The organism is Paraburkholderia antibiotica (genome assembly GCF_012927125.1).
GTDB classification, from domain to species: Bacteria; Pseudomonadota; Gammaproteobacteria; order Burkholderiales; family Burkholderiaceae; genus Paraburkholderia; species Paraburkholderia antibiotica.
The window spans coordinates 334,998-353,233 of sequence record NZ_JABBFZ010000003.1 but is presented as its reverse complement, the minus strand read 5'-3'; the positions used below and the strand labels follow the sequence as shown (position 1 = coordinate 353,233).

The window sequence follows — 18,236 nt, the reverse complement described above, 5'->3', positions numbered from 1 at the left end:
TCTAAGGTAAGTGCGCGCTGCCATCGGCAGGCAGCCGCGCATGACCACGGCATGAGCGCCAGCTGAACGTGCCAAATTAGCGCGCCAGGTAAGCGCCCCAAATGAGCGCGCTAGGCGAGCGCGCCCGTCTCCTCGATCCGAAACACCGCAATAGCCTCCTTCAGAACGATGGCCTGCTCCTCCAGCGACTTCGCCGCGGCCGCCGCCTGCTCGACGAGCGCCGCGTTGTGCTGCGTGACTTCGTCGATCTGCGAGACTGCCTTGTTGACCTGCTCGATGCCGTCGCTCTGTTCGAGCGCCGACGCCTCGATCTCGCTCATCACGCCGGTCACGCGCTCGACGGCCTTCATCGCTTCCTGAATCGTCTTCTGCGCGTCCGACACCAGCGACGCGCCCTCCTCGACCTTCGACGCCGATTCGCCGATCAACTCCTTGATCTCCTTGGCCGCCGCGCCCGAGCGTTGCGCGAGGCTGCGCACTTCCGAGGCCACCACCGCGAAACCGCGTCCCTGCTCGCCCGCGCGCGCGGCTTCGACCGCCGCGTTCAGCGCGAGGATGTTGGTCTGAAACGCGATCCCTTCGATCATGCCGATGATCTCCGTGACCTTGCGCGACGACTCGCTGATGCCGTCCATCGTCTCGGTGACGCGCGACACCACCTTGCCGCCGCGCGTCACCGTATCGAGCGCGCCGTGCGCGAGGCGGTTCGCCTGTTTCGCGTTGTCGGCGTTCTGCTTCACGGTCGCGGAGAGTTGCTCCATGCTCGCGGCGGTCTGCTGCAACGCGGCCGCCTGCTGCTCGGTACGCGCGGACAGATCGGCGTTGCCCGACGCGATCTCGTTCGCGCCCTGCGTGATCGCACTGGTGCTGCCGCGCACCTTCGCGACCGTATCGACGAGGCCGTCGCGCATCCGCGTCAACGCACCGAGCAATTGCCCCATCTCGTTGCGCGACTTCACCTTGATCGTCGCGCTCAGGTCGCCGGCGGCGATGCGCTCGAAATGTTTGACCGTCGCGTTGACCGGCTTGATCAGCGCCGACGACAAACCGATGCGCGCGACCACGCCGATCACGAGCGCGATCGCCGCGATCGCGCCGAACAGCAGCGTCGCGAGCTGGAAGCGCCGCACGCCGGTCGCGGCCTGCTGATGCTGGCTGTCGATCTGCGCGTTTTCGAGCGCGTCGATCGCCTTCGAATACGACGCATAGAGACTGTTCGCCGTATCGCCCTGAATGTTGCGGAAGGTGTTGAAGTCGAAATCGGTAAGCGCCTTGAATTCCGGCTCGATCGCCTTGTCGACGAGCGACGCGCGCGCGTCGCCGACGCTTTGCGCAAGCTTGCGTTCGGCCTCGCTCGCGAACGGACCAGCCATGTAATTGCGGAAGTCCTTGTTCGACTCGACCAGCACCTTGTGCGCGGCCGGCAGCAGATCGTCGGTCTGCTTGCCGACGCTAAAGAGCGTCTGATAGGTGCCCAGCGCGAGCTGCACCTGCAGCAGCTTCTCCGAACTCGCCTTCAGATGCGACAGCGCCATGGCGCTGCGCTGGGTGTCGTCGAGACTGTCGTTGGCGAGCTTCAGCGCACCGTAGCCGACGGCGATCACCGTCAGCAGGAAAGCGACGAACACACTGATCACCAGCGTCAGTCCGCCACGAATTGTGATGTTGTTTAGCATTGGGTCTCCGGAACGTCTTGCCTGATGCGGCGATACAGGTTGGCAATCGCACTCACACTCGCACGCGCACACAGCTCGCCACGCATCGCTGAACGTCGACGGTCGCGCCGAACCGGATGGCTCGACAACACCGTGCAACGGCTTCACTCGATGGCTGATTCGACGAATCGCCCGGAGCGGATCGCCAGGCGGCTGTTGCGCGCGACTTACACTTCGCCGCATCCAGGATTACGGCCGTCGCGCGCGTTCGCCGCATAGGGGGAATCCATGAGAAGCGAGCACTGGCGCGCCTCAGCGGGCGGTTTTTCACTCACTATCTGGGATTTTTTGGGCGCGCGACTGAAAGCTTCGACACTCGCATACGCGCCGGTCCCCGTGCGTTTCGTTTGTATAATTCCGCGTCTTCGCTCAGGCCCACTTTCATGCTCAGTTTTGCGCTCGGCTTTCTCGTTTCCCTGCTGATCACGCTGTTGATCGTGCGCTATGCGCATCTGCATGAAAAATTCTCGACCGATAGCGATCTGGGCGGCGTGCAGAAATTCCACGCGCGGCCGGTGCCGCGCATCGGCGGCACCGGCATCCTGATCGGCCTGATCGTCTCCGCGGTGCAACTGCATTACGCGTATCCGGCCGTGTCGGGCGGCATTCTGGGGTTGATCGCATGCGGCCTGCCGGCATTCGGCTCGGGGCTCGTGGAGGATCTGACCAAACGCGTGTCGCCGCTCGCGCGCCTCGTCTGCACGATGGCGGCCGCCGCGCTCGCGTGGTTCTTTCTCGACATCGCGGTCACGCGCATCAGCGTGCCGCCGCTCGACTTCCTGCTGTCGTATGCGGCCGTTTCGTTCGTGATCACGGTGCTCGCGGTCGCCGCGCTCGCCAACGCGATCAATATCATCGACGGCTTCAACGGCCTCGCGTCGATGGTCGCGTTCATGATGTTCGCGTCGCTCGCCTACGTCGCGTTCCAGGTGCACGACCCGGTCGTGCTGTCGGCGTCGTTCATGATGATGGGCGCGGTGCTCGGCTTCTTCATCTGGAACTTCCCGGCCGGGCTGATTTTTCTCGGCGACGGCGGCGCATACTTCATCGGCTTCATGCTCGCCGAACTGTCGATCCTGCTGGTGATGCGCAATCACGACGTGTCCGCGTGGTATCCGGTGCTGCTCTTCATGTACCCGATCTTCGAGACCTGCTTCTCGATCTACCGGAAGAAATTCATTCGCGGCATGTCGCCGGGCATTCCCGACGGCGTGCATCTGCATATGCTGGTCTACAAGCGGCTGATGCGCTGGGCCGTCGGCGCGCGCACCGCGCGCGAGCTGACGCGGCGCAACTCGCTGACGTCGCCGTATCTCTGGCTGCTGTGCCTGATCGCGGTGGTGCCGGCGACGCTGTTCTGGCGGCACACGCTGCATCTCTTCTGCTTCGTGGTGGTGTTCGCGGCAACTTACGTATGGCTGTATATGAGCATCGTGCGGTTCAAGTCGCCGCGGTGGATGGTGGTGAGGAAAGCGAAGCGGTAAGTAAGCATCAAATAAGCAAACATCAAAAAAAAGGCGCCCACGGGCGCCTTTTTCGTTGATGCCGATACTCGATCGGACGGCTTGTGTGCTTACGACACCTTCGTCGCCGACGTCACCGTGCGCAGCGTCGTCGTACTCGCCGGCAGATACTCCGGCACCCAGCGCCGCAGATCGCGCCGCACTTCGTCATCCGACGGCACGCGGTGCTGCATCAGCCACGGCAGCAGGTTGTCGATCAGGCTGTCCGGCACCTCGCGCGCCTGCGCGATACGCAGCTTCGAATGCGGGGTGCGTGTGGTCGTTTCGTCGTCGGCGAGCAGTTCCTCGTAGAGCTTCTCGCCGGGCCGCAGGCCCGTGAACACCACGCGAATCTGCTCTTCGGTGAAGCCGTACAGGCGGATCAGATCGTGCGCGAGATCGGCGATGCGCACCGGCTTGCCCATGTCGAGAATGAAAATCTCGCCGCCGCGCCCCATGCTCGACGCCTGCAGCACCAGCTGCGACGCCTCCGGAATCGTCATGAAGAAGCGCGTGATCTCCGGATGCGTGACCGTGACCGGGCCGCCCCGCGCGATCTGCTCCTGGAACTTCGGAATCACGCTGCCGGCGCTGCCCAGCACGTTACCGAAACGTACGGTTTCGAACTGCGTGCGCCGCGCGCCCTGGTGTTGCAGCGCCGAGCAGGCCATCTCGGCGAGCCGCTTGCTTGCGCCCATCACGTTGGTCGGGTTGACGGCCTTGTCGGTCGAGATCAGCACGAAATGCGCGACGTCATGGCGGATCGCCGCGCGCGCGACGCGGTAGGTGCCGAGCACGTTGTTGCGCACCGCCTGCCACGTGTTGACCTCTTCCATCAGCGGCACGTGCTTGTACGCCGCCGCATGAAACACGATGTGCGGGCAATAGCGCGCCATCACCTGATCGAGCAGCAGCGAGTCCTTCACGTCGCCGATGATCGGCACCACCGACACTTCCGGATACTTGTCGCGCAGTTCTTCGTTCAGACGATAGATCGAGAATTCGGAGATGTCGAACGCGACCAGTTGCACCGGTCCAAAGCGCAGGATCTGCCGGCACAACTCCGAGCCGATCGAACCGCCCGCGCCCGTCACCATCACGACGCGATTTTTCAGCAGCGCGGCGACGTGTTCGGTATCGATCGTCACCGGGTCGCGGCCCAGCAGGTCTTCGAGATCGATCTGGCGCACCCGCGACAGAAACGCCTGACCTTGCGTCAGCGCGGTGAGCGCGGGCAGTGTCATCGCGCGTACGCCGGCGCGCACGCACAGCGTCGCGATGCGGCGGTGCGCTTCAACCGATGCCGACGGCACCGCGATGATCACATGTTCGACCTTCAGGTCCGCGCTGATTTTCTGCAGATCGCTGATCGCGCCGAGCACGCGATAGCCGTAGATTTCACGGCCGTGCTTGATCAGATCGTCGTCGAGCAGGCCGACGAGGCGCCATTCACCCGAGCGCTTCAGTTCGCGCACGAGATTCGCGCCCGCATTGCCCGCACCGAGCACGAGCACCGGCTTGCCCTGACCGACGAGACCGCCGTAGCGATAGAACTCCTTGGCCGCGCGATACAGTGCGCGCGAACCGCCCATCGTCAGAAACAGCAGCATCGGCGACACGATCAGCACCGAGCGCGGCACGATCGGCGCCGGCTGCAGCAGCGCCGAGGCGATCATCACGACCAGCCCGCCGACGCCAATCGCCTTCGCGATCCGCACCAGATCGGGCAGGCTCGCGAATACCCACATGCCGCGATAAAGCCCGTAGCTGCGAAACATCACCGCGTAGATCAGCAGCACCCAGACGAGCGCATGCAGCCCGCTCGACCAGAACGGCCCGGGCACCGGCCCATTGAAACGGATCACGTAGGCCAACATCCACGCGAGGGCCACCGCGCACAGGTCGAACGCAAACGCACTGAACGAAAGCCACCTGGCTTTGAATGTTTTCATTGCGCAGAACCTCAGATTGGCCCGGAACGGGACACATGGCGCCGCCAGCGGCAATCAATACACAGCCCCGCGACAACAAGCACGACGACCCATGCGGCGACAACCAGCCATTGATACAGGAGGGCGAACTGTAGTGCCCAGATAGCAAGCATTATGCCCGCCGTCATGAACAAATACCAAATCCACGCGGTCGACGCGTGGCCCAGACCCGACTGCACCAGTCTTTGATAGTAGTGTTCGCGATGCGCCTGCCAAAATTTTTCGCCACGCAGCAGACGCTTAAGAAGGGTGACCGACGCATCGCCGATGAACGGCGCGAAGCACAGCGCCGGAAACCACACCGGCCACACGCCCTCGCGCCAGCCCCAGTAGCCGAGCGCACCGGCCAGAAAGCCGAGCGGGATCGAACCGGCATCGCCGAGGAAGATCCGCGCCGGGTGGAAGTTGAACAGCAGAAAGCCCGCCGCCGCGCCCGCAACGATCAGGCTCGCCGCCGCGAGCGACGGGTCGGGCTGCGCCGACATCGACGCGGCCACCGCGTAGCCGCCGAAGCCGAACAACGCCATGCCGCCGGCCAGACCGTCCGAGCCGTCCATGAAGTTGTAAAGATTGACGAGCCAGACGAGTAAAACCGCCATGCCCGCGAGCGCCCACCACGGCACGTCGGCCGGATAGACGGCGATGAGCGCCGCGACCGCCGCCGCGTGGCCGCCGAAACGCACGCGCGCCGGCAGGCCGCGTCGATCGTCGATCTGCGACAGCGCGGCAAGCAGCGCCGCGGCCAGCGCGGGCAGCCACAACGCGGGCGCCGCCAGTGCGATCAGCACCAGCGCGACCGGCACGATGCCCCAGCCGCCGACGCGCGGCGTCGGACGCGTGTGCAGCGAGCGGTCGTTCGGGATGTCGGTGGCAAGACGCCAGGCGAGCCCGGTGCGAAGCAGCGCCCACAGGATCGCCGCGCACGCGACGAGCGCGACGACGCCCCACGGCAGCAGATGAACGATGGAAGAGACGGAGTGCGAAGCAGGCATTCGATGGGGCGCTCAGTTCAGGGCGAAATTCAACGCGGGTTCGAGGCAAGCGCGACGCTCAATGCGTGGCGCGATACCAGGCGGCGGTTTCGAGCAAGCCATGCTCGATCGTGTGCGGCGGATACCAGCCGAGACGTTCGCGGATATGCGAACTGTCGAGCCGCAATTCGCCGATCAGCCGCTCGATCTGCGCGGAGCGGCCGCTCAGACGGCCAGCGACGCGCAGCACGCCGGCCGGCACCGGCACCAGCCGGGCCGGGGCATGCAATTGTGTGGCCAGCAGACGCACGAGTTCCGGCACGCTGAGATCGCGGCCGTCGGTCACGTGAAAGGTCTCGCCGGCCGCGCGTGGATCGGTCGTGCAATGCACGATGGCATCCGCGAGGTTGTCGACGAACACGAGGCTGCGCCGCGCAGCGACCGCGCCGAGCGGCAGCGGGATGCCCTTCGCGATCGCGTTCATCAGTTGCAGGAAGTTCGCGCGCACGCCCGGCCCGTAGACCAGCGGCGGACGCACGACCACGACTTCGAGACCCGACTCGCGGCCGTAGTCGAACAGCGCGCGCTCGGCTTCCAGTTTTGAGATGCCGTAGGGATCGGCCGGCGCGGGCGGATCGGTTTCGGCGATGGGCTGCCGCGCACTCGCCTCGCCCACCGCCTTGATGCTGCTGACGAACACGAAGCGCCGCGCGCCCGCGCGCCGCGCCGCGGCGGCGACCCGCAAGCTGCCTTCGACGTTGGTCGCGCGATAGGCGGCGAGCGGGTCGGTCAAGGTCTCGTGCATCACGTGTACGCGCGCGGCCAGATGGACCACCGCGTCGCAGGTCAGCGCGACCGGCCAGCGCTGCTCGATGCCGGCGAAGTCCTCGGTGTCGAGCAGCCATTCCTGCATGCCTTCGACGCCGCTCTGCGCCCGGCGCACCACGCCGACGACGCGGTCGCCGCGCCGCAGCAGCGCACGGGACACGGCCTGGCCGACGAAACCGTTGGCGCCGGTGACGACGATCGTTCGACTCATGTCCCTGCCTGCCGCGATGATTGCGACGGCGATCCAGACATCGGAATCGGCAAGCGCCCGCCCCTGTCGCGCGCCGGTCCGGCGAACGCGAATCCGTCGCCCGTATAGCGGCGGCAAGGGTCGACACGGCAGCGGAACGGCAGACGAAGCACGGTACAATACGGCATCTGTAGAGTCGAGGGCGGCGAGCCGCGATGAGTTCAGGCCGCATATTGTAAGCGGGTAATCCTCATGGCAAGCGCGACCGCGCAGTCAGAGAGTTGAGAAGGTTCGAAGATATAAGCTGCCATCTATGATGAAAGTGCTGTTCGCAACGTATCCCATGGCGTTCCATACGCCCGGCGGTGGGGAGATACAGCTACTCGCGTATCGCAAACATCTGCCTGCGCACGGCATCGAGGTCGATCTGTTCGACCTGTGGAATCCGCGCTTTCTCGAACACGACGTCGTGCACTTCTTCTCGTGCGTGGGCGGCTCGGTGCACTTCTGCAACTTCGTCAGGCAACTCGGCCTGCCACTCGTCGTCTCGTCCAGCCTGTGGGTCACGGAGGCGACGAAGCACCTCTATCCCATCGACGAAATCCGTCATCAGTTCTCGCTTGCCGATCGTGTGGTGGCGAATTCGGACATCGAATGCGACACGCTTGCGCAAGTATTTGGCTTGCCACGTGCAAAATTTGTAACTGTCTATAACGGCGTCGAGGAAGCGTTTTACGAGCCGGTGCCGGCTACGCTCTTTCGCGAACACTTCGATATTCGCGGGCCGTTCGTGCTCAACGTCGGCAACATCGAGCCGCGCAAGAATCAGCTTGCGCTGATGCAGGCCATGAAAGCGCTGCCGGACCTGAAGGTCGTGCTGATCGGCCATCAGCGCGACCCCGCCTATGCACGCACCTGCCTCGAAACAGGCGGCGACCAGGTCGTCTATCTGGGCCCGCTGCCGCACGACTCACCGCTGCTGCGCTCGGCCTATGCCGCGTGCGACGCATTCTGTTTGCCGAGCACGCTCGAAACGCCCGGCCTCGCCGCGCTCGAAGCGTACGCGGCCGGCGCGCGGATCGCGGTCACGCGGGTGGGCTCCACGCAGGAGTACTTCTCGGACAAGGTTGCCTATCTCGACCCCGACGACACCGGTAGCATCACGCAGTCGATTCGCGACGCGCTGGCACTCGAGCGCACCGCCTCCGCGCGCGAACGCGATCTGCGCTGGCAAGCCGTGCTGTCTCCGCTGAAAGAGATTTATGCGTCGCTGTCGAGCAAATGAATTGCGTGCTTCGCTCACCGAAGTACGTGGTACCCGAGCGGATCTGAACCGCCCGAACGAGCACTGATTCATCAAGCGCAGTAACCGGCGAGGAGTAGGCGTCAGCAGACATCACCCCGTGCCGTTCGGCATTGCCGCGCAACGTCCAGTCCACGTTTCGTCAATGTCGTTTTTCCTAGATAAATAGCCAGAGCCCACATTCAACATGAAACTTGAACTGCAACCACTCAATAACGTTGAAGCACTTTCGGGTTCCGAATACCAATGGAATGCGACGACAAACGATCCACAATTCGGCATCGTGAATTGGGAGCTCATGCGCGGACGCACCGTGCACCTGTCGTTTTCGCTCGTCACGGGTAAGGTGCCGAAAACGCCTTGCCTGCTGTATGTCGACAAGGGCGACGGCATGTCGGAGCAAGGCGCGACGTGGCTGCGCGTGGACGCCGACGGCAAGGTCGATCAGACAATATCGTTCCCGTGGACGCTGCGCGCGGTACGCTTCGACCCGCTCGCGTTTCCGGGGCCGTTCTCGTTGAAGGACTTCGAGCTGAGCGTCGACGAAGCGTCGTTGCCGTTCGGCGAAGCGGACGAAGCCGCGCTTGCGCAGGCCGACGCGGTCGCGGCGCCCGGCACGCCGCTGGCCGCCACCTACGAGAACTGGATCGCCATCAACGAGGTCTCGCCGGAACGCTATCCGAGTCTCGCCGAAGCCGCCCGCGAGTGGCAGCATCAGCCGCTGATCAGCCTCGTGATGCCGACTTACAACTCGCCGGCCGAATATCTGCGCAAGGCGCTCGACTCGGTCATCGCGCAGGTGTACACGAACTGGGAATTCTGCATCGCCGACGACAAGTCCACGCAGCCCCACGTGAAGGAAATTCTCGACGAATACGCGGCGCGCGATCCGCGCATCAAGGTCGTCTATCGTCCGACCAACGGCCACATCAGCGCGGCGACCAATAGCGCACTCGATCTGGTGTCCGGCGAATTCACCGGCCTGCTCGATCACGACGACGAATTGCATCCGCTCGCGCTGTACTACGTGGCCGAGCTGATCCAGCACCATCCGCAGGCCGCGCTGATCTATAGCGACGAAGACAAGATCACGGTCGAAGGCAAGCGCTACGACGCGTACTTCAAGTGCGATTTCAACTACGACCTGTTCCTCAGCCAGAACATGATCTCGCACTTCGGCGTGTACAGGACGTCGGTGCTGCGGGAGATCGGCGGCTTTCGCGAAGGACTCGAAGGTTCGCAGGACTACGATCTCGCGCTGCGGGTGCTGGAGGCGGCCGGTCCGCAAGCCATCCACCATATTCCGCGCGTGCTCTATCACTGGCGTGTGTTGCCGGAGAGCACGGCATCCAGCGCCGACGCGAAACCGTACGCGGTCATTGCCGCGACTCGCGCGATCGACGAGCATCTGAAGCGCAGCAACATCGCCGCGAAGGTGCAGGCAGCAGACGACGCCGTGATGTACCAGCGCATCATCTACTCGCTGCCGAAGCAGGAACCGAGCGTCGAAATCATTATCCCGACTCGCGACGGCGCCGATCTCGTCAAGCAGTGCGTCGACTCCATCCGTGAGCGCACCACGTACGGCAATTACCTGATCACGATCATCGACAACGGCTCGCAAAAGCCGGAAACTTTCGAGCTTTTCAAAAGCTACGAGAACGACGCGCGCATCCGCGTGGTCCGCGACGACTCGCCGTTCAATTATTCGGCACTGAACAACCGCGTGGCCATGGCAAGTCAGTGTGAACTTGTCTGTCTGCTGAACAACGACATCGAGGTGATTACCCCCGAGTGGCTGAGCGAGCTCGTGTCGATTGCCTTGCAGGACAACGTCGGCGCGGTCGGCGCGAAACTGCTCTACCCCGACGACACCGTCCAGCATGCCGGCGTGTTTCTCGGCATGGGCGGCCTCGCCGGCCACGGGCACAAATACCTGCCGCGCAATGCGCCAGGCTATTTCTCCCGCGCGGTGCTGCGCAATGCCGTGAGCGCAGTGACGGCAGCCTGCCTCGTGATCCGCACGAGCATTTTCCGTGAAGTGAATGGCCTCGACGAAGACCTCGTCATCGCCTTCAACGACGTCGACTTCTGCCTGCGCGTGCGCGAAGCCGGCTACCGCAATGTGTGGACGCCATTCGCGGAGTTGTACCATCACGAATCCGCGTCTCGTGGTTACGAAGATACCCCCGAGAAGATGGCGCGCTTCGTCGAAGAAATCGATTACGTCAAGAAACGTTGGGGCGACGCGCTGTGGAACGATCCGTTCTATTCGCCGAATCTGTCCATCGACTCGACCGAATTCGTGATGACGATGAGCCCTCGTCTTCCGAAATTTAAATAAAACCATGCCCCAGACTAAAGAATGGGCGGCGGAATGCCGACACCCGTCACCCAATGTCCCCTTTGCGTTGCCGAACGCAATTTACTTTCTGCTGAAGTTCCGCTCGGACCTCGCACCGTTCGAGCATCAAACCGTTGAAGGCCGGATCACGCTGTATTTCTGGTGGAAGGCCTATGGTGAGCGGGACTACCCTGACTTCGAATGGGTACTCGGTGCTCAGGACGTCGCTTATCTGCGCAAATTCGATGCGCCGGCGTTGATCGCCCTGGTGCCGGGCGCGATCGGTTTCTGGCTGGCCGGTAACGCGCCGGACATGCTCGACGAAAAAGCGTTGTTTGCCGCGCTGTTGCAGGACGATCTGGCCATCGGGCCGACCCGCGCGCGGCTGCCGCGCTTCATCCGGCTACTGGTCGACTCGCGCGCGGACCTACGCGCCAACATCGATCTCAATGTGTTTTCGGGGCAGCTCGCCGCGTTGAGCTGGTGGGAAACGCACGGCCAGTTCGAATATCCGCGGCTGACGTGGTCGCCCAATCCGGTGTGGGATGGTCTCAACGAACTGGGCAGCGAACAGCAACACGCCACGCGGATCAACGTTCCGGCATTTCTCGATCTGCTCGTCAGCAGCCGTCCCGACCTGAGCGCGGCGATGGACATGACGACGTTCACCGGCCGCCTGGGCGCGTTGATCTGGTGGGACGAGCACGGCAAGTTCGAGTATCCGCGGCTCGTCTGGCAAACCGCGTCCACGATCCTTCAGCTCAACGAAATCGAAGATGACGAGAGCGGCATGTTGATCGACATGCCGCGCTTCATCAAACCGCTTGTCGACAGCCGGCCGGACCTGCGCGGCAGTTTCGACCTGAACAGCTTCAGCGGCCGCTTCAGGCTGCTGCTGTGGTGGGATAGCCACGGCAAGCGCGAGTATCGACGGCTCGACTGGTCGACCGCGAAAATCTTCGATCGCCTGAACGAACTCGACAACGGCGACAAACGCGGCCTCTTTCGTGCGCCGCAGTTTCTGGCATCGCTGATCGGCAGTCGGCCGGACCTGCGTGCGCTCTTCGATCTGGACACATTCCTCGGCCGGATCGATGCCATGCAATGGTGGTTCGGCGGCGGATATCACGAATATCCGAGCCTGCATTGGACGCTGCAAGACAGCGTCGACGATTTGCTGCAAACGGAAAACCAGGCGACCGGCGCACTTGCATTGCCTCGGCTGCTGGTTCTGTTCAGCAAGAGCCGGCCGGACCTCTCTGCATCGTTCGATATCAACACCGAACAGGGCGCGCTTGCATTGATCGGATGGTGGTACACGTCTGGCCGGCTCGAATATCCGGGGCTACGGCATCTGCGCGTCGTGCCAACCGAAATCCGCGAGCGGGCCTCAGCCGAAAGACGCAAGCGCCAGCCGAGCCGGCAGCAGCGCCCGTTCGGCGTGAACATCGTGGGCTTCCCCCAGGGCGTACTCGGTCTCGGCGAAGACGCGCGGATGGCCGCGCAGGCATTCCAGCTTGGCGACACCGACGTCGCGCTGATCAACGCGCCAATGAGCGGACCGCCGCGCATCGATACCTCGGTCAACCATCTGCTGCGCGATGACCTCCAGTATCAGGTGAGCCTGTTCTGCCTGCCGCCGCCCGAAATGGTGCGGCTCACGCTCGAAGGCGGCCGCCGCCTGATCGAAATGGACACGTACCGGATCGGCGCATGGCCGTGGGAACTGCCTCACTGGCCGAGCGCGTTCGGGAGCACGCATGAGTTCGTCGACGAAATCTGGGCGCAAAGCCGTTTCGTGGAAGCGGTGTATGCGCGGCTCGGGCGCACGCGGGTGCGGCACATGCCGATGGCCGTCGTGATTCCGACTCCGCAGGCCATCGACCGGCGCCGCTATGGCTTGCCCGAGAACGACTTCCTGTTCTATCTGATGTTCGACGGCAACTCCTGGCTCACGCGCAAGAACCCGGTCGCGGGCATTCAGGCGTTCAAGCAGGCGTTTGCGCAGGAAACGCCCGGCGTCGGCCTCGTCATCAAGGCGATGAACGTACGCAACGACGACCCGACCTGGCGCCAGGTGCTCGAGCTGGCCGCGGCCGACTCGCGCATCCATATCGTCTCCGAACGTCTGAACCGTCAGGACACGATCGATTTCATGGCCTGCTGCGACGCATATATCTCGCTGCATCGCAGCGAGGGCTTCGGCCGTGTGATCGCCGAGGCGATGGCACTGGGTCAGCCGGTGGTCGCGACCAACTTCTCGGGCAACGTCGACTTCTGCGACGAGCAGACGGCGTTTCTCGTCGACGGCGAGCTGGTGCCGCTGCGCGCGGGCGACTACCTGTTCCATGAAGGCCAGTACTGGTGCGATCCCGACGTAAATCTCGCCGCCAGCCAGATCGCCCGCCTGTTCGGCGACGTGGCGCTGCGCGAGCGGGTGGCGCAAGCGGGACGCGAACGCATCGAACGGGATTATTCGATGGCGGCGGTCGCACGCGCGTACGCGCAGCGCCTCGATGAAATCCGCAACACGACGAGCTAACGATGAGACTGCTGATCTGTGCACAGGACATCTTTGAAGGCGACGCCGTCGGCAATCACTGCCTCGGGCTGGCGGAGATGGCCGCGCAAGGCGGCTGGGAGTCGCGTCTCTATGCGCAGAACTTCGACGCGACGGTAGCGCAGGTTCAGCCGCTCGAAACGCTGTTCGCCGACGCGACGGATCAGGATCTGCTGTACGTCAGCTATTCGATCGTCGCGCCGCTGCTCGACCGGCTGCTCGCGCTGCCTTGCCGGAAAATCTGCTACTACCACGGCGTCACCGATCCGGCGCTGCTGCGCGAGTTCGAGCCGGTCACGGCCGAACTGTGCGAGCGCGCGCTCGCGCAATTGCCGCAACTGGCCGGCTTCGACGTGATCGTCGCGAACTCGAAGCACGTCGCGCAGGATCTCGCACCGTACGTCGACGTTGCGAGCATCGTCGTGATTCCGCCGGTGTTCGATACGTTGTCGACCCTGGCCGGCAACGGCGCGGCCCGCCGCGAGCCGGACACCTTCAATATGCTGGTGCTTGGCCGCGTCGTGCCGCACAAACGGATCGAAGATGCGATCGAGGTCTGCGCGCGAGTCGCCGAAGGCGGACTCGACGCGACGATGACGATCGTCGGCAGCATGCCGAACTACGACTACACCCGGTTTCTGCTCAAAAGCGCGCGCGAACTCGGCGTACTGACGCGGATCGACTTCACCGGCATGGTCGACGACGCGGACCTGCTGTCGAGCTACGACCGGGCGTCGATGCTGCTGTCGATGAGCCGTCACGAGGGCTTCTGCATCCCCGCGCTGGAAGCCATGCATCGCGGCATTCCCGCGGTCGTGCGGGACGGTCATGCGGCCGCGGAGGTGGTGGCGGATGCGGGGCTGGTGGTCGGCACCGCTCAAACGCCGGAGCAGATCGCCGCACAGATCATCGCGTTGCGCAACGACGCGGCGGGTTGGAGCACGTTGACGCATAAGGCGTTCGAGCGGGCGCGGGCGCTGCTGGACCTGACGTGCTGGCCGCGTTGGGAGACCGTGCTTCAGCAGGCTGTGCGGGGATAGACGGGCAACGGATCTTGCGCCACCCGCTAGCGCGATTGCCCAGTGCCCGACAGATTTCTGTTTTGCGAAGCGGATCTGTCGATCAGAGCACGGCTCGGAGAAACACAGGGAGAAATGTATGACCGGCCTTAAATTCCTTCTGACAACCTATAGCACCGCCTTTACCGTCAGCGGTGGCGGCGAGTCGGAACTGGTCCAGGTTGCGGAAATCCTGAAGGCGTCGGGCGTCCATACTGACATCTACGGCATCGGCAGCCGGCCGCTCAGCTTTTACGACGGCGTTATTCATTTTTCGGTGCATGCCGACGGCCACGCGATTCTGCGAGAGGCAGCGAACAGAAACAAGCGCATCTTTCTGTGGCCGAACGTGTGGTGGCTCGAGCCCATTCCGAACAGCGAAGTCGAGCGCATCCAGGGCATCATCGGCACCGCGCACAAGCTGCTCTTCAAATCGCAAGCCGAATTCGATAATTTCACGCAGTACGTTCAGGTGCCGACGGACAAGGTGGTGATATTGCCGACCTGCGTGTCGAACCGCTTCCTCGCTCAGCCCGACCTGGATCTGATGTCGACTGTGTCGAACAGCACGGACTTCGCGCTCTGCCTCGGGCTCGTCGAACCGATCAAGAATCAGTTGCAGACGATCCGCGCGCTGAACGAAATCGGGCTGGACGGCCTGTTCGTCGGCGGCACGCGCGACGACGCGTACTATCGCCAATGCGTGGCCGAGGCCCATCCCGGCATAAGCTTCCTGCCGTTCATTCAGCCTTGCAGCGCCCTGCTTCGCTCGATCATCGCCAATTGCCGCGTGATGGTGGAGCCGAGCATCGATCCACCCGGACGATCGAGCCTCGAAGGCGCGATCATGCAGAAGCCCCTGGTGATGACCGATGGCCCCTGGCAACGCGAACATTTCGCCGACGACGTGTGGTACACCGAAGCGAATTCGGCGAGCGCGATTGCGTCCGCGATCACCAGCGCAATCGGTGACAGCAACCGCGATGAGAAAGTCGCAGCAACGTATGCCCGTGTAATGGCACGTCATTCTGCATCGACGATTGGCCCGCAGATCGCCGAAATGCTTGCACAAGAAAGTATCTGAAATGCCGAAGATTCCCCGCCTACTGGTTGTACAGCGAATCTCGCTCTCTCACGACAGACTGATGTCGCGTTCGATCGCGGCCCGCTTTGGCCCGCTGCTGGGCTATATGGCGCACAACGGGATGCTCGAGTGGGAAGAAATTGTCGAAGACGAAGTCACCGTCGGACAGTTGCGGCGTTTCGATGCGGTGCTGTTCAACAAGCACAGTTCGAATCGTGCGACCGACGTGATGCGGATGGCCAACGACCTGGGCCTGCGCACGATCTACGACATGGACGACTGGATCATCGATTTACCGATGTACAGCGTGACGGATCTGAACGACGACCTGCTGGCGAACATCACCTGGCTGATCCGCCAGGCGTCGATTGCGACCGTCTCCAATGAGACGCTGCAAAACAAGCTGCGGCGTATCAGGGCGTCGGTGGTGGTGATTCCGAACGGTTTCGATCATCAGTCGCTGCCCTCGGCGCCGTCCACATGGCACGAGTCGCAACCGCCGAAGATCCTGTTCTCGAATACCGACGGCATCAAACTCGTTCAGTTCAGAAAAGAGTTTTTCAAGGTCATCGTCGAATTTCTGGAGCGGCATCCGGACGTTTCGCTCGAATTCTGGGGCGACGGCTTTCCAGAGATGTCGCGTATTCCTCGCCTGGTGTCGAAGGGCTTCATGGAAAACTCCGCGTACAAAGCCGCGATCCGCGACGCGGGTTATATGTTCTCGATCGTGCCGCTAGGCGGGCGCGAAGATCCCGAAGAACTGTTCTTCAATAGCTGCAAGTCCTGCATCAAATACATCGATTACGGCAGTCTGGGAATTCCGGGTATCTACTCGCGCTCTCCCGTCTATGAAGAGGCGGTCACGGACGGCAAGACCGGCCTGCTGGTCAATAACGCGGCGGAAGAATGGGCCGGCGCGATGGAACGGCTGTACCAGGACCAGCAACTGCGTAATGCATTGCGAGCCGCCGCGCATGCCGACACGCACGAACGGTTCGGCCTTGCCGCACCGGCCAGAACCTTCCTCGAACTCATCACCGGCGAGAGCCCTGCCTGAACGGAAAATGCCAATATGGACCTCTTGTTGATCAGACACGGCCAATCGGTCGCCAATGAAAAAGGCTTGTTGATTTCAACCGACCAGGACGGGTTGACCGAACTGGGTAAAAAGCAGTCGGTCAACCTCGCCGCGACACTCGAACGCTTTGCGTTCCAGCCCTCGAAGATCTATTGCAGCCCGTGGGCCCGTGCGCGTCAGACCGCCGAATTGCTATTCGAGAAGTCGACGCCGATGACGTTCGACGCGCGTCTCGCCGAAACCCATCCCGGCATCTACGGATCGTGGCTCGAAGCCGATTTCAACCGCGCCTTTCCCGACTTCAACCGGGACATCCGCAACCGTTACGAAAACGGCGAGTCGCACCTCGATATGGCGCAACGCGTGCAGCAATGGGTCGAATCCGAAGTACGTCCGCAGGTGCAAGATGCGGGACTGCTCGTTGCGGTAGCTCACGGCGGCCCGATCAGCGTCGTTCTGCAACACCTGCTCGGCGTGCCGATCGAGACGCACTATCCGAGCTTTACGGTCCCGAATGCGTCCTTCACTTATCTGAAGTGGCGTCCCGATCTGCATCGCTATTGCCTTGAGCGGGCTGGCCACGTATGAACAAAACCGTTGCGATCTTCGAGCCGATCTACTCGCGCGATCAAACGCTCAACTGCGCGGAATTTCTTCCGCTCGTGCGCACTGACAATTCGCGCCCCGAATGGCGCGAGTTCAAGATTCTGATCGACATGTATCGCAACGGCGATCATCTGCGGCACGACTACACGGGCCTTTTCTCGCCTAAATTCACGCTGAAGTCGAAAATCAGCGGCGCTATGTTTATCGAGTTCGCGCAACGGCAAGCGAATGCGGATATTTGCTTTATCAATCCGTTTCCGCAACTTGCGTACTGGTCGTATAACGTCTGGATGCAAGGCGAGCACGCGCACCCGGGACTCACCCGCGCCGCGCAGGCATTGCTCGATGCGAGCGGCGTGGATATATCGATCGCGAATACACCGCGGCACGGGCCTGCATCGTTGGCGTACTGCAACTTCTGGGTTGGCTCGCGGCGGTTCTGGGACGAGTACGTTGGCGGTACGCTGGTGCCGATTGCGGACTTTCTCGAAGCCAATCCGTCGCACGAGGCAGCGCTCGCGGTGATGACGGATACGATGCATACCGATCCCGCGCCGTTTTTGCCGTTCATCATCGAGCGGCTGTTCAGCACCTACGTGTCGCTGCATCCTGAACTCTCACGCGCCGCCTACCGCTTTGACGCAAGCGACGTACGCGATTACTGCATCAACGATTTCGAAAAGCTGCTCTTCGATCGTATGCGCGGAAAAATCGACGAAGCGGATGCCGCCGGGGCGTTCTCGCCCGCGCTGGTGGAACAGATGGATACGGTCTGTGCTTTGTGGCAAAAGCACTTCTTCGATTTCTACGCGACACGGCCGCATCCTCATACGGGGCAGCCCGTGAGCTTGGGGTAGGTCGTTCGGCCTCGTATGCTCTCAGTCCGGCGCGCAGTTGATCGAAGAGTCGCTGTATCGTGCTGCGTGCAGCCATCGCGCCATTGAATCCCACATTCGGGAACAAACAGAATATTTTTGTAATGCCGTAAGCGTAAGATATTCTGTCA

The 18,236-nt window shown here is 62.7% G+C and carries 13 protein-coding genes; 9 read left to right on the top strand and 4 right to left on the bottom strand.

Annotated elements, in window-relative coordinates:
• Positions 1–110: 110 nt before the first annotated feature.
• Positions 111–1,676, bottom strand: a complete 1,566-nt coding sequence (locus HHL14_RS08425; RefSeq protein WP_169497128.1) for a methyl-accepting chemotaxis protein — start codon at positions 1,674–1,676, stop codon at positions 111–113.
• A gap of 422 nt (positions 1,677–2,098) precedes the next feature.
• Between HHL14_RS08425 and HHL14_RS08420 the strand changes: the two genes are divergently transcribed.
• Positions 2,099–3,199, top strand: a complete 1,101-nt coding sequence (locus HHL14_RS08420; protein WP_169497127.1) for an MraY family glycosyltransferase — start codon at positions 2,099–2,101, stop codon at positions 3,197–3,199.
• Between the two features lie 89 nt (positions 3,200–3,288).
• Here the strand turns inward: HHL14_RS08420 and HHL14_RS08415 are convergent, their stop codons facing one another.
• The 3 genes from HHL14_RS08415 to HHL14_RS08405 are packed head-to-tail and all read right to left on the bottom strand — an operon-like array spanning position 3,289 to position 7,218.
• Positions 3,289–5,169, bottom strand: coding sequence for a polysaccharide biosynthesis protein (locus HHL14_RS08415; protein WP_169497126.1), 1,881 nt, complete (start codon positions 5,167–5,169; stop codon positions 3,289–3,291).
• 11 nt (positions 5,170–5,180) lie between these two features.
• Complete coding sequence (locus tag HHL14_RS08410; RefSeq protein ID WP_169497125.1) at positions 5,181–6,200, bottom strand: MraY family glycosyltransferase; 1,020 nt, start codon at positions 6,198–6,200, stop codon at positions 5,181–5,183.
• Between the two features lie 58 nt (positions 6,201–6,258).
• Complete coding sequence (locus HHL14_RS08405) at positions 6,259–7,218, bottom strand: UDP-glucose 4-epimerase family protein (RefSeq protein WP_169497124.1); 960 nt, start codon at positions 7,216–7,218, stop codon at positions 6,259–6,261.
• Between the two features lie 295 nt (positions 7,219–7,513).
• Between HHL14_RS08405 and HHL14_RS08400 the strand changes: the two genes are divergently transcribed.
• The 8 genes from HHL14_RS08400 (at position 7,514) to HHL14_RS08365 (ending at position 18,087) form a co-directional block, all read left to right on the top strand.
• On the top strand, positions 7,514–8,482 hold the full coding sequence (locus HHL14_RS08400; RefSeq protein ID WP_169497271.1) for a glycosyltransferase family 4 protein: 969 nt from the start codon (positions 7,514–7,516) through the stop codon (positions 8,480–8,482).
• Positions 8,483–8,798: 316 nt separating this feature from the next.
• On the top strand, positions 8,799–10,844 hold the full coding sequence (locus HHL14_RS08395; protein ID WP_230412957.1) for a glycosyltransferase family 2 protein: 2,046 nt from the start codon (positions 8,799–8,801) through the stop codon (positions 10,842–10,844).
• Positions 10,845–10,911: 67 nt separating this feature from the next.
• Positions 10,912–13,386: a glycosyltransferase family 4 protein gene (locus HHL14_RS08390; RefSeq protein WP_230412956.1), complete on the top strand. Its 2,475-nt coding sequence runs from the start codon at positions 10,912–10,914 to the stop codon at positions 13,384–13,386.
• A gap of 2 nt (positions 13,387–13,388) precedes the next feature.
• Entirely contained in the window at positions 13,389–14,444 is a 1,056-nt protein-coding gene (locus HHL14_RS08385; RefSeq protein ID WP_169497121.1) for a glycosyltransferase family 4 protein, read from the top strand.
• Positions 14,445–14,562: 118 nt separating this feature from the next.
• Positions 14,563–15,546 (top strand): glycosyltransferase family protein, encoded by a 984-nt coding sequence (locus HHL14_RS08380; RefSeq protein WP_169497120.1) that lies wholly within the window; start codon positions 14,563–14,565, stop codon positions 15,544–15,546.
• A 1-nt stretch (position 15,547) separates the two neighbouring features.
• On the top strand, positions 15,548–16,603 hold the full coding sequence (locus tag HHL14_RS08375; RefSeq protein WP_169497119.1) for a glycosyltransferase family protein: 1,056 nt from the start codon (positions 15,548–15,550) through the stop codon (positions 16,601–16,603).
• Positions 16,604–16,618: 15 nt separating this feature from the next.
• Entirely contained in the window at positions 16,619–17,212 is a 594-nt protein-coding gene (locus tag HHL14_RS08370; protein WP_169497118.1) for a histidine phosphatase family protein, read from the top strand.
• Complete coding sequence (locus tag HHL14_RS08365) at positions 17,209–18,087, top strand: hypothetical protein (RefSeq protein WP_169497117.1); 879 nt, start codon at positions 17,209–17,211, stop codon at positions 18,085–18,087. Before HHL14_RS08370 ends, HHL14_RS08365 begins: the two co-directional genes overlap by 4 nt.
• Positions 18,088–18,236 lie beyond the last annotated feature (149 nt).